The sequence below is a fragment of the Streptomyces sp. NPDC050418 genome (assembly GCF_044458745.1).
Taxonomy (GTDB): Bacteria; Actinomycetota; Actinomycetes; order Streptomycetales; family Streptomycetaceae; genus Streptomyces.
Genome location: NZ_JBITIG010000007.1, coordinates 428708 through 440014, shown reverse-complemented (window position 1 = coordinate 440014; position 11307 = coordinate 428708). Strand labels below are relative to the sequence as shown.

13 protein-coding genes are annotated in these 11307 nt (G+C 71.9%); 4 read left to right on the top strand and 9 right to left on the bottom strand.

Features of this window, described 5'->3' with window-relative positions:
* Positions 1 to 9: 9 nt before the first annotated feature.
* Positions 10 to 738: an ABC transporter ATP-binding protein gene (locus ACIBI4_RS19775; protein ID WP_399205206.1), complete on the bottom strand. Its 729-nt coding sequence runs from the start codon at positions 736 to 738 to the stop codon at positions 10 to 12.
* 287 nt (positions 739 to 1025) lie between these two features.
* On the opposite strand from ACIBI4_RS19775, the gene ACIBI4_RS19770 reads away from it, so the two are divergent.
* Both ACIBI4_RS19770 and ACIBI4_RS19765 read left to right on the top strand, forming a co-directional pair.
* Complete coding sequence (locus ACIBI4_RS19770; protein WP_399205205.1) at positions 1026 to 2414, top strand: sensor histidine kinase; 1389 nt, start codon at positions 1026 to 1028, stop codon at positions 2412 to 2414.
* On the top strand, positions 2411 to 3118 hold the full coding sequence (locus tag ACIBI4_RS19765) for a response regulator (RefSeq protein WP_399205204.1): 708 nt from the start codon (positions 2411 to 2413) through the stop codon (positions 3116 to 3118). Before ACIBI4_RS19770 ends, ACIBI4_RS19765 begins: the two co-directional genes overlap by 4 nt.
* Here ACIBI4_RS19765 and ACIBI4_RS19760 read toward each other — a convergent pair.
* The 3 genes from ACIBI4_RS19760 to ACIBI4_RS19750 all read right to left on the bottom strand — a co-directional run bounded on the left by ACIBI4_RS19760 (position 3100) and on the right by ACIBI4_RS19750 (position 5644).
* A complete protein-coding gene (locus ACIBI4_RS19760; protein ID WP_399205203.1) occupies positions 3100 to 3480 on the bottom strand; it encodes a hypothetical protein in 381 nt (126 codons plus the stop codon). The two genes, ACIBI4_RS19765 and ACIBI4_RS19760, sit on opposite strands and share 19 nt — an antisense overlap.
* Before the next feature lie 20 nt (positions 3481 to 3500).
* Complete coding sequence (locus tag ACIBI4_RS19755) at positions 3501 to 4649, bottom strand: FAD-dependent monooxygenase (RefSeq protein ID WP_399205202.1); 1149 nt, start codon at positions 4647 to 4649, stop codon at positions 3501 to 3503.
* A gap of 494 nt (positions 4650 to 5143) precedes the next feature.
* A complete protein-coding gene (locus ACIBI4_RS19750; RefSeq protein WP_399205201.1) occupies positions 5144 to 5644 on the bottom strand; it encodes a hypothetical protein in 501 nt (166 codons plus the stop codon).
* A 41-nt stretch (positions 5645 to 5685) separates the two neighbouring features.
* On the opposite strand from ACIBI4_RS19750, the gene ACIBI4_RS19745 reads away from it, so the two are divergent.
* Together ACIBI4_RS19745 and ACIBI4_RS19740 are read left to right on the top strand one after the other, a co-directional pair.
* Entirely contained in the window at positions 5686 to 7419 is a 1734-nt protein-coding gene (locus ACIBI4_RS19745; RefSeq protein ID WP_399205200.1) for a hypothetical protein, read from the top strand.
* Positions 7420 to 7579: 160 nt separating this feature from the next.
* Positions 7580 to 7840, top strand: coding sequence for a chaplin (locus ACIBI4_RS19740; RefSeq protein ID WP_399205199.1), 261 nt, complete (start codon positions 7580 to 7582; stop codon positions 7838 to 7840).
* A gap of 94 nt (positions 7841 to 7934) precedes the next feature.
* On the opposite strand, the gene ACIBI4_RS19735 is transcribed toward ACIBI4_RS19740, so the two are convergent.
* From ACIBI4_RS19735 to ACIBI4_RS19715, 5 genes are all read right to left on the bottom strand, one after another.
* A complete protein-coding gene (locus ACIBI4_RS19735) occupies positions 7935 to 8786 on the bottom strand; it encodes a tyrosinase family protein (RefSeq protein ID WP_399205198.1) in 852 nt (283 codons plus the stop codon).
* A gap of 53 nt (positions 8787 to 8839) precedes the next feature.
* Positions 8840 to 9361, bottom strand: a complete 522-nt coding sequence (locus ACIBI4_RS19730; RefSeq protein WP_399205197.1) for a tyrosinase family oxidase copper chaperone — start codon at positions 9359 to 9361, stop codon at positions 8840 to 8842.
* A 9-nt stretch (positions 9362 to 9370) separates the two neighbouring features.
* Complete coding sequence (locus ACIBI4_RS19725; protein ID WP_399205196.1) at positions 9371 to 9871, bottom strand: hypothetical protein; 501 nt, start codon at positions 9869 to 9871, stop codon at positions 9371 to 9373.
* Positions 9872 to 9991: 120 nt separating this feature from the next.
* Positions 9992 to 10474 carry a DUF5949 family protein gene (locus tag ACIBI4_RS19720; RefSeq protein WP_399205195.1) on the bottom strand — a complete coding sequence of 161 codons (483 nt, stop codon included), beginning with the start codon at positions 10472 to 10474 and terminating at the stop codon, positions 9992 to 9994.
* Between the two features lie 100 nt (positions 10475 to 10574).
* A complete protein-coding gene (locus tag ACIBI4_RS19715) occupies positions 10575 to 11255 on the bottom strand; it encodes a M23 family metallopeptidase (protein WP_399205194.1) in 681 nt (226 codons plus the stop codon).
* Between the last annotated feature and the right edge of the window lie 52 nt (positions 11256 to 11307).

Below are 11307 nucleotides of genomic sequence, written 5' to 3'. Positions count from 1 at the left end.
CACGGCCGCTCAACGGACCGTCTCCATACGGGCGTTGTCGTCCAGGACACGGCCGTCGGCCAGCCGCACCGTCCGCGTCGTACAGGAGCGGGCGAGCGCCAGGTCGTGGGTCACCACGAGCACGGTCTGCCCGTCGGCGTGCAGCTCGCGCAGGAGGCGGCTGACGTCCTCGCCGGAGGCCGAGTCCAGGGCGCCGGTCGGCTCGTCGGCGAGCAGCACGGGCGGGCGGTTCATCAGCGCGCGGGCCACCGCGACCCGCTGCCGTTCGCCGCCCGAGAGACGTCCGGGGTACGTGCCGGAGTGCCGGTCGACGCCCAGGTTCTCCAGGAGCTCGGCGGCCCGTCGCCGTGCCTCGGCGCGGGCCATGCCCGCGAGCTGCGCCGGCAGGACGACGTTCTCGGCGACGGTGAGGTCGTCGAGCAGGTGGAAGAACTGGAACACCATGCCGATCTTCGCCCGCCGGTAGCGGGCGGCCGCGGCCTCGCCGAGCCGGTCCACGCGGACGCCGTCCACGGTGACGCTGCCCTCGTCGGGCCGGTCGAGGCCCGCGATCAGGTTCAGGAGCGTGGACTTGCCGCTGCCGGACGGTCCCAGGATCGCGACCGCCTCACCGGCGGCCACGCTCAGGCCGGCGTCCTGGAGGGCGGGGACCCCTCCGGTGCCCAGGCCGCCGTCGTAGTGGCGGGTCACGTTCCGCAGGTCGATCAGCGGCGGGGGCGGGGGCGGGGTGCTCGGCATGGGGCTCCTCGATTCGTACGGGTGCGCGCCGGCGGCTCGTACGGGCTGTGCGGACCGGGGCGCGGGCCGGTGTGCCGGCCGGTGTGCGGCCCGTTGGGCGGGCTCCCCCGAAGCTAGGAGCGGACCGCCCCGCACCGCGTCCGCACCCGGTGCCCTTTCCGGTCCTGCACGCGGACGACCGCGCCCGCGGGTCCTCCCTGAGAAGTAGTCGTACGGGACCGGGTGCGGCCCCTCGGTGCGCTCCGCGGACGATGTGGGACGGGCAGGTGCTCGGCGACAATGGCGCAGTGAACAGAGCCTTGGTGACCGCCCGGCTGCGGGACGGGCGGGCGCGCCTGCCCGACCCCGTGGAGCTGCTGCGCCGCGCGCCCGGTCCGCTGGCGCTGCTGCGCCGCCGCACCGGACCGCAGCCCGGGCTGTCCCGGGGCAGCCAGGTCTTCGACCTGCTCCTGACGGCGGTCGTCGGCATCACGGTGCTGCACTGGGCGGTGGAGAACGGCGCGGACCTCATCCGGGACTCCGGCGAGGGCATCGGCCCCTTCGGCAGCTTCGGCCCGCTCTCCGCCACCGGGAGCCTGATCGCCGCCGTACTCCTCGCGCTCCTCGCGCATCTGCCCCTCGCCCTGCGCCGCCGCCACCCCTTGGCCGTCCTGTGGACGGTGACCGCCGCGGCCGCGCTGACGCCGGCCGACGCCCAGCGCCTGACGTTCTATGCGGTGGCCATCGCCGCGTACACGGCCGCCGTGTACAGCCCGTACCGCGTGGCCACCCTCGCCGCCCTGCCGGTGACCGTGTTCGTGATCGGTACGGACGAACAGCAGCGCACGATGGGGCAGTTGGCGGGTCCGCCCGTCGTCCCCACCCAGTACGTGCCGCTGCTGATCCTGGTACCGCTGGTCTTCGCCGCCCACGGGCTCCGGACGTGGAAGCTGCGGACCGCCGAGACCCAGGACCGGATGGCCGCCCTGGAGAAGGAGCAGGCCGAGGCGCTGCGCCGCGCGGCCGCGCAGGAGCGGGCACGCATCGCCCGCGAACTGCACGACGTCGTCACCCACAACGTCAGCATGATGACGATCCAGGCCGGGGCCGCCCGCAAGGTCATGGACCGTACCCCCGACCAGGCCCGCGAGGCCCTGCTCGCCGTGGAGGCGGCGGGCCGCGCGGCGCTGACGGAGCTGCGGCACACGATGGGCCTGCTCACGATGGAGTCGGAGCCGGGGGAATCCGCTCCGGGCGACGGCACACCGCCGGAACTCGCCCCGCAGCCCGACCTCGACCGGCTCGACGCTCTGGTGGACCGCGTGCGGAACTCGGGCGTCCCCGTCACCCTCACCACGACCGGCACCCCGCGCGACGTACCGCCCGGGATCGGGCTCGCCGCCTACCGCGTCGTCCAGGAGGCCCTGACCAACACCGTGAAGCACGCGTCCGGCGCGAGCGCCCGGGTGACGGTCGCGTACGACGAGGAAGCGCTCCGTCTGGAGATCACCGACACCGGCGGCACCCCCGCACCGTCGGCCGCGTCCGGCAACGGCCACGGCCTGCTCGGCCTGCGCGAACGCCTCGCGCTCTACGGCGGGACGCTGCGCGCGGGCCGGCGCCTGACCGGCGGCTACCGCGTGACGGCCGAGGTGCCGCTGCCCCAGCCCGCCACCGCCGTACGGGAGGCCGCGTGAGCGCCGCGCTGCGGGTCGTCGTCGCCGACGACCAGGCCCTCGTCAGGACCGGCTTCCGCATGATCCTCATGGCCGACGGCATCGACGTGGTCGCCGAGGCCGCCGACGGAGAGGAGGCCGTCGAGGCGGTCCGCCGCACCCGACCCGACGTGGTCCTCATGGACATCCGGATGCCGGAACTCGACGGCCTGGAGGCCACCCGCCGCATCCTCACCGGGGCGCCCGACGACCCCCGCGTGATCATGCTGACCACCTTCGACCTGGACGACCTCGTGTACGCGGCTCTCTCGGCCGGTGCCGGCGGCTTCCTGCTCAAGGACGTCACGCCCGAGCACCTGACCGCCGCCGTCCGCATGGTCCGCACCGGCGACGCGCTGCTCGCCCCCACGATCACCCGCCGCCTGGTCGAGCGCTACGCCCGCACCGCACCGGACACGGAACCGGACAGCACGCCGCACCGCGACCTGGCCGCCCTGACCCCGCGCGAACTCGAAGTCCTGCGTCTGCTCGCCCAGGGACTCAGCAACGCCGAACTCGCCGCCCGTCTGCATCTTTCCGAGACCACCATCAAGACGCACGTGGGGCGCATCCTCGCCAAACTCGGTCTGCGCGACCGGGTTCAGGCCGTCGTCACGGCGTACGAGACGGGGCTCGTCAGTCCGAACGGGCAGGACCGGCCGTCAATTCAGCCCGGCAGGACCTGAGTCGCCGCGCCCAGCAGCGGCAGGTCGTCCAGCGAGGCGCCGCGCGCCAAAGGGCCCGTGACGGCTTCGGAGGACACCGGCTGGAAGTCGGCGACCTGCGTCCCGACCGCGTTGTCCAGCGGATCCACCGCGGTGTTGGCGAACGGGTCGAGTTGCAGGTCCTTCGCCGGGGCCAGCACACCGGACAGGGCGGGCCCGACGGCCGGGGACAACTCCTGCCCCGCCAGGCTCGTGGGCAGGGGCGAGTCCGCCACCGCCGGCGTACTGCTCATCCAGCCTGCCGCGGACGCCCCGGCGAGGGCGATCAGGGCACCGGCCGTGAGGCGGGACCTGCGGGGCGAGGACGACGGGGACGTTTTCATGGAAATCCTTTCGACAAAGCTCACCGACGGCGCTGCACAAGACTGCCGAGCCGCGGGCCCGCCCAGCGCTTGGCGCTGCGCAGGGCCTTCGACTGACTGATCGCGTGATCGAGCCGGTAATACCAACTCGGCGGTACATACGGCAGCAGAGGGGAATGCCGCTGCCCGAGCAGAGCGAACATCTGGTGCGGCGGCAGCGCCAGATAACGGTCCACATTCTCGTACCACTTGGCGCTGAGCCGTGCCGCGCTCTGCACCGGCAGCAATTCGGCTTTCCGCTGCTTCTCGTACGCGGACAGTGCCTCGTCGCGGCCTGTTCCGTCACGGAGATGACCGGCGAGGGCGATGGCGTCGCGGAAAGCCAGCGCGGTGCCCGCCCCGATCGAATAGTGCGTGGAATGGGCGGCGTCACCCATGAGGACCATGTCCTCGTGCGACCAGCGCTGATTGGTGACCGTACGGAAGACCTGCCACGGCAGTCGGCGGTCCGGCCCGTCCTCGCGGCAGATGAGCTCGTGACCCTGCAACAGCGAGGCGAACAGGCCTTCGAGGAGGCGCAGGGTGTCCGCGGACGGTGCCGTGTCCAGGCCGAGGCCGGTCCAGGTCTGCTCCGAGCACTCCACGACACAGGTGCTGTGGCTGCCGCTGAACCGGTAGGCGTAGCACCAGATCCAGCCGCTGGGCGTGGGGCTGAAGGCGAAGCTGAAGTTGTCGAAGGTTCTGGTCGTGCCCAGCCAGAGGAACCGGTTGCTTCCGGCGACCGTCTGTGTGCCGAAGCTGTCGCTGTAGCGGCCACGGATCCGGCTGTTGATGCCGTCGGCCACGATCACCAGGTCGGCCGGGCCGACTTGCTCCCGCGCGGTGATCTCCTCGCCGTACCGCAGGTCGACGCCGAGTGAGCCGGCGCGTTCGGTGAGGGCGTCGAGCAGTTGCTCGCGTCCGACGGCGTAACCGAGTCCCCCGGGGTGCTCGACCGCCTGGCCGTCGACGAACGCGAGGCCGTCCTGCCAGCACTCGGAGCGTTCGTGGATCGCGCGGGCCGAATCGCTGTCGCTCGCTTCGAGGAGTTCGAGCGTGTCGGGCCAATAGGTCACGCCCCAGCCGGGGTTCGCGCCCTTGGGATTGCGCTCATGGACGGTGATTTCCGTGCCCGGTGCATTTTGTTTCATGAGGACGGAGAAATAGAGGGCGGCGGGGCCTCCACCAACACATGCGATCTTCAAGCGACTTCCTCACTGCCGGGCGGGCGCTGTCGAAGGTACACGCTGGACAGGGGGAGGAAGGGCCGGTGATGGGGCGGGAATTACGCCATGCGGGCGGCTTCGGCGGATTTTGCCCAGCACGGGCAGCGTGCCTTCGGGGACGGGCTCCGCATTCGTCGTATTTATGTCCCCGTCATCCTTTGCACAAGGAAGGTGTGGACGTTGCGCATCCCATTCCGCGCACCTCGAGCGCTTCTTCTGGCAGCTGCCCTGGCCACGTTCGGCAGCTTCGCCGTCATGGGAGCGAACGCTGCCACGGCGCCCTATCCCGGCACGGCTTCACCCCAGCCGTGCCCGACCTCCGACCACGGTTACGGCGACGCTCCGGCACCGGGTCCGTCCGACGGGTACGGCTCGGACGGCGGCTATGGCTCGGACGACGGTTATGGCTCGGACGTCGGCTATGGCGAGTACCCGTGTGAGACGACTCCGCCGGCGACCACGACTCCTCCGCCGACGTATACGACGACGCCTCCGCCGACGATGACGACGACTCCGCCTGTGGGGACGACTCCGCCGCCGACGTATTCGACGACGCCTCCGCCGACGATGACGACGACTCCGCCTGTGGGGACGACTCCGCCGCCGACGTATTCGACGACGCCTCCGCCGACGACCACGACGCCTCCGCCGACGTATTCGACGCCGCCGCCGTCCACGTCGACACCGCCGCCGACGACCTCGACACCGCCTCCGACGATGACGACGACGCCTCCGCCGTCCACGACGACACCCCCGCCGTCGACCACGACTCCGCCGCCGTCCACGACGACACCCCCGCCTACGACCACCACGTCCTCCGCCCCGCCCGAGCTGCCGGAGACCGGCATGTCCAGTACCGGGCACTGGGTCGCGGGCACTGCGGCGATCGGCGCGATCGCCGTCGGTGCGGCCTGCGTCATGCTGTCCCGCCGCAAGCCCCGTCACTAGGAGAGGGAACCCCGTGTCGGACCTCCTCGGCCAGGAGCCCTTCCCCCTGCGACGCGCTCTCGGCTGGGTGGCCGCCGCCAGTTGCGCGGCCCTGTTCCTCGGCACGATCACGATCGACGTGGACCCGCTGGACCGGTCGTTCCCCGCCACGACGGTGGGCGACGACCGGCCTGCGGGCGAGGGCGGGCCCCAGGGCGTCGCCGCGGACGCGAACGCCCCGGTGCCGCGCGTCATCCACGACGAGAAGCGCCACCAACTGGTGTTCACGCCCGGGGGCGTTCCGGACGCCATGGCCTACCGCTACCGGATCGGCGCCGACGGCCCGGTCCACCAGACGAACAGCGACAGCACCGGCCTCCTGCGCGTCTCGGTACCGGCGACGCTCGACGACACCGTCGCCCACCCCGTGGTCGTCCAGGCGCAGGACGGGAAGGGCACCTGGTCAGCGGGGCGGACGGCACACTTCACCTTCCTGAACCGCAACCCCGGCGCTACGGACCTGCAGGTCCAGCGCCTCGAATCCGAGGCCATGACGCGGGACGACACGTCCCGGCGCGTGCTCCGCGTCCAGCGCAACCAGCGCGGCCTCCGCTTCTCCGGAGGCGCCCAGACCCTCGTGGACGCCACCGCGCCGGGAGGCACGCACACCCTGGACTTCACGGTGCGCACCCCCGGCGAATTCCGCCTCGCGCTGAAGCAGACCCTGGGGCGCACGTACGGCATCGCGTCGTTCACCCTCGACGGGAAGCCCCTGGGAGGCGCGCGGGACGGCTACGCGAAGCGTCCGGGGTCCCGCGCGGTCCGCCTGGGCCTGCACGTCCTGAAGGCGGGCAAGCACCGTCTGGGCATCGAGGTCCGCGGGAAGAACCCGCGCTCGGCCGGCCACCGCGTGGGCGTCGACTACCTGGAACTGAGCCCGGCCCTGCTGCGCGAGGCCGAGGACATCACCCCGCTCGGCCGCGCCGGCCGCAAGGCGGCGAAGCAGACCGACTGCTGCGGTGTGCACTGGTCCGGGGGAGCCCAACTGGCCTTCCGCGCCCAGCGCCGCGGCGACAGCTTCACGCTCCCCTTCCACGTCCAGCGGGCGGCTTGGTACGCGGTGGGCACCGAGCAGACCACCGGACCCGACCACGGCCGCGTCGAGTACGCCCTCGACGGGACGAAGCTGACCGCGCTCAGGGAACAGCCGTCCGGCGAGCGGCTGAGCACCACCCCGGTCGACCTGGGCATCCACTACCTCAAGCCGGGCCGGCACCTTCTCACCCTGACCGCCGCCTCCGTCCGCGACCCGCGTATCGGCGTCGACCTCCTGAAGGTCTTCCCGCTGAGCGGTTCGTACGAGGCGGAAGTCGTCACCAGCCGCGCCACGGGCCGTACCGGCATCCAGCGCAACTGCTGTACGGCCTCGTGGTCGGGACGCCACCAGCGGCTCCTGTCGCCCGCGGCCCCTGGTGACGAGGTGGACCTGTCATTCGCCGTCCCCCTGGACGGGCCTCACTCGCTGAACGTCGCTGTCACGCGCCACCCGGACTTCGGGCGGGTGCGCTTCGCGATCGACGGCAAGCCCGTGGGCGCGGTCCTCGACGGCCACAGCTCACGGCCGACCACCGACTCCGTGCATCTGGGCACGCACGACTTCACCGAAGGGCTGCACCGTCTGACCCTGACGGTCGAGGCGAGGGGCGGCGGCCGGGCCGACGCGGGCGTGGACCGGATCGACCTCTACCCCGAAGGCGAGACGCCATGAACGAGGGCGTCCCACGAACGCGTCGCGCACCCGAAGGGGCCTACGGAATTGACCCATCAGCGGGGTTCCGCGCCCCATGCGTGACCAGGCGGTATCTGCCGCGTTGACAGTCCGTCGAGGTCGCACACTGTGCGGCCAACTGACCATGGAAGAGGAAAGCATGTCGCGTATGTACAAGGTCGTCGCCGTCGCCGCCGGTGCCGGAGCGGCCCTCGCGGGCGCCGCCGGTGTCGCCGCTGCTGACAGCCACGCCCAGGGCAAGGCCTCCCACTCGCCGGGCGTTCTCTCGGGCAACGTGCTCCAGGCTCCGATTCACGTGCCCGTGAACGCCTGCGGCAACACGGTGTCCGTGATCGGCCTGCTCAACCCGGCCTTCGGCAACCAGTGCACCAACGGCAGCGACGGCGGCTACGGCGGCTGAACCGCCCACCGGTGAGCAGTCTGCGGGGCGCCAGGAATTTCCCCTTTCCCGGCGCCCCGCAGTCATGTGCTCGCGGCCCTGAGCCGCCGGACCTCTACGCGTAGCGGTACACGTTCTGCGTGATGAGCTCGCTGGGGCGCTTGCCGAACGGCGGCATCGGCTCGTCCGCGCTCAGCACCCGCCCGTACTGCGGGTCGTCGCGGCGCAACGGCCGCCGCGGCAGATAGAAGTGCGCCTTCGGATGCTTGCGCTGCCACTGCGTCCACAGCCGGTCCATGAACGAGTGGTGCAGCCAGAACACCGGATCGTTGGGCGACGAGGCCCCGTTCATCAGGCCGCCGACCCACTGGTGCACCCGGTTGTGGTTGCGCCAGTCCCCGCGCCGGCCACCCGCCCAGCCCTCCACCTTGTTGCGGAAGCCCTCGCCGGGCAGGGAGTTCCAGGGCGCCACGTCGTACACCGGGTCGTCCATGGCCCAGTTCAGCTCGCGCCGGCTCGGCAGGCTGCCCCTTCGCCCCAGGTCACGCGTGAGGAAGCGGCTGCGCGTGACGGACACGCTGACGGGCCAGTCCCCCGACTCGTACGCGAACGGTCCGGTCATGACCTGCCGGTCGCCGTCGCGCCCCGTACCGCCCAGGAAGTCCTTCGCCCACAGGGAGCCCGTGGGGCTGGTGTCCACGGTCCAGTTCCAGTACGGGACGGTGACACCGGGGGAGACGGACTGCAGGGCCCGCTCGAAGTCGAGCAGGAACTGCCGGTGCCAGGGGAAGAACGTGGGCGTCATGTGCCCGACGCGCAGCCCTTCCTCGCCGTCGGCGACGTAGTACTTCATATGGACCTCGACGAATTCGTCGTAGCGGCCGCTGCGTTTCAGCTTCAGCAGCGCATCGACGAACTTCCGCTTCTCCCCGCCGGTGAGGTCCCGCTGGTTCTTCCGTGTGTACACAAACACTTCCTCGACAGGGGCCGCGGCGCGGCCCGGGTCACGGGGCCGCGCTGTCAGACGAGTTCGGCCGGCCCCAGTTCGTCGACGGCCGCGCGGGCCGCGTCATGCAGCGTCGGGAAGGACTCGAAATGATGCAGCGCGCTCATGAACGTCCCGTCCGCGCGGCGCATGACGTGCAGGGACTGGCCGTCGATGAAGATCTCGACCATCGGCCGCTCGCCTCCGCCGGGCGCCCGCACCCGCCACTCCCGGCCCCGGATGTGCCGCCCCCGGTACACCTCGTCGAAGGTGTTCCCGCGCGTGTGCGGAGCCGGGCCCGACGCACCCGTATCGGGGTCGGTCAGGACGATCGGGCTCAGCGCGGCGGCGGTTCCGCCCACGGACGCCAGGCCCAGGAGCGCCCTGAGCGCCACGCGCCGCGACCACCAGCGGCGAGGCCTGTCGGTCTCCCCGGTGGTGGTCGCGTCCTGAACGTCCTGAACGTCCTGAACGTCCTGAACGTCCTGCGCGTCCTGCGCGTCCTGCGGTGCGGGCACCGTTGTGCGGTGCGCCTCGTTCAGTCCCTGGAAGAGCACCCGCTCACCTCAGGACAGCAGCGCGTCGGCGCTGGGCGCGGTCTGCAGCGTGGGCTGCAGGAGGGCGGCCTGCGGCAGCGGCAGCTCCGGCAGCCGCGCACCGCTGGGACGCTGACGCACCTGCGGAGCACCCACGGACGCCCCGGGGCTCGTCGCGTCCACGGGAATGTCGGGCACCGAGAACGCGGCTCCCGCGAGCCGTTCGTTGCTCAGCGGATCGGTGAGCGGGGCGTCCACGAGAGTCTGCGGAAGCGCCGTCCGCAGCGGCACCTGCGGGACCACACCCTCCAGCTGGAGGTGCTCGGGGTCGATCCGGGGCGCCGACACATCGCCCGGCATGATCAGCGGCACACCGCCGCGTACGTCCGGAAGATCCGAACCCAGGGCGTTCTCCAGGCCGTCCAGCGGCACCGGGACCGGTGCCGAGTCGGCCAGGGCGGGGGACACCGCCGCGGCCGAGGCGATGCACGTCATCGCCACCGCCAGACCGGCACGCTTCGCCAACTTCATGACATCCACCTTCTGCAGAGCGGGACTGCCGTCAGCCGGGCCAACGAGCGAGACCGCCGAAGACCGCGTTAATTCGCCTGGGCGCAGCCTTAGTCACACAAGCTCGGCCGCCGCACCGGCTCAGCGGAGCCGGCCCGCCGGCAGGGCACAGTGCGCGGCCTGCGCGAAGACCGCTTCGTCGCCGATGTAGGCGCTGAGGGTCTCGGGCGCGACGGGTTCGCCGGGGACGGCCTGCGGCCACGCCCTCGGGCTCACGATCAGATGGACCTTCTCGCCGGCGTCCACGGCCGCCGCCCACTCCGGCGGCACCGCGCACTGCGCACGGAACGCGCCCATCGTGAGCACGGCCTGTCCCGACTCGACCAGGAGCTTGACCGGGAAGCTCGGGGCCGAGCCGTCCGTCATCCCTCCCCCGGGCGTCAGGGACAACTCCTGTGCGAGGCCCACCATCGCGTCCTGCGCGCCCTCGGCGCCCTGCGGGCCGTCGCCCAGGGGGTACGCGAGCAGGTACGGGGTGGTGTTGCCCTCTTCGGGCGCTCCGATCCACGTCAGGATCGAGAGCGTTCCCAGGGCGTGGGCGGGAAGTGTGGAGGCGTCGACCATGGTTGGGCAGCGTAGTCGTGCAACTGGCACGTATCCCCGCACAGTTCACCCGTATGGACCCTTCGGGATCCATGGGACCTGTGGAACATACGGGGTCGCCCTAGAGCAGCCGCACGCCTCCGCGTGCCAGGTAGGCGACCGGATCCACGTCGGATCCGTAGTGGCGCTTGGCCCGTACCTCCAGATGCAGATGCGGCCCGGTGGCCCGTCCCGTACTGCCGGTGTCGCCGATGCGCGCGCCCGCCGAGATACGGCTCCCGACGCGCGTACGGATGCGATGCAGATGCCCGTAGACGGCGTAGTACCCGTCCGGCATCCGTACGGTGACGGCGTTGCCGTACGAGCCCGACCAGGACGCCAGGACGACCACGCCCGCGGCGACGGCGTACAGGGCGGTGCCCTGAGGGACCGCCAGATCGATGCCCGTGTGGTACCCGGCCAGCCAGTTCCCGCGGGTGCGGTAGCGGGAGGTGACGCGGTACGTGCGGCGCAGCGGACGGGCGCACGGGACGTACAGCCCGGCGGCCTGGGCCCCCGAGAGCTCCGTGAGTTCGGCGCGGTCGGACTGCTCGGGAAGCAGTTCGTCGCCCGCCCTGAGGGCCTCTTCGAAGTCGGAGTCGAAGGCGATGCCGCAGTCGGGGTCCGGGTCCGGGTCCGCCCAGGCCGTCCCGGAGGAAGCGGCGCCGGCGGCCATCGCTGCGCCGACGACAGCGGAGGTCATGCCGAGTGCCTTGCGTCGTGAGATGCCCGCGCGCGGCGGGCGGGCTATGGAGCGTTTCATCCTGACATCAGACCGACGATGCGCCCGGGACGCACGTCGTGCGGGCTGTCAG

Coding starts and splice junctions, on each gene's coding strand:
- ACIBI4_RS19775 (WP_399205206.1), bottom strand. CDS start 738: ATGCCGAGCACCCCGCCCCCGCCCCCGCCGCTGATCGACCTGCGGAAC.
- ACIBI4_RS19760 (WP_399205203.1), bottom strand. CDS start 3,480: ATGAAAACGTCCCCGTCGTCCTCGCCCCGCAGGTCCCGCCTCACGGCC.
- ACIBI4_RS19755 (WP_399205202.1), bottom strand. CDS start 4,649: ATGAAACAAAATGCACCGGGCACGGAAATCACCGTCCATGAGCGCAAT.
- ACIBI4_RS19750 (WP_399205201.1), bottom strand. CDS start 5,644: ATGACGCAGGCCGCACCGACGGCGATCGCGCCGATCGCCGCAGTGCCC.
- ACIBI4_RS19740 (WP_399205199.1), top strand. CDS start 7,580: ATGTCGCGTATGTACAAGGTCGTCGCCGTCGCCGCCGGTGCCGGAGCG.
- ACIBI4_RS19725 (WP_399205196.1), bottom strand. CDS start 9,871: ATGAAGTTGGCGAAGCGTGCCGGTCTGGCGGTGGCGATGACGTGCATC.
- ACIBI4_RS19720 (WP_399205195.1), bottom strand. CDS start 10,474: ATGGTCGACGCCTCCACACTTCCCGCCCACGCCCTGGGAACGCTCTCG.
- ACIBI4_RS19715 (WP_399205194.1), bottom strand. CDS start 11,255: ATGAAACGCTCCATAGCCCGCCCGCCGCGCGCGGGCATCTCACGACGC.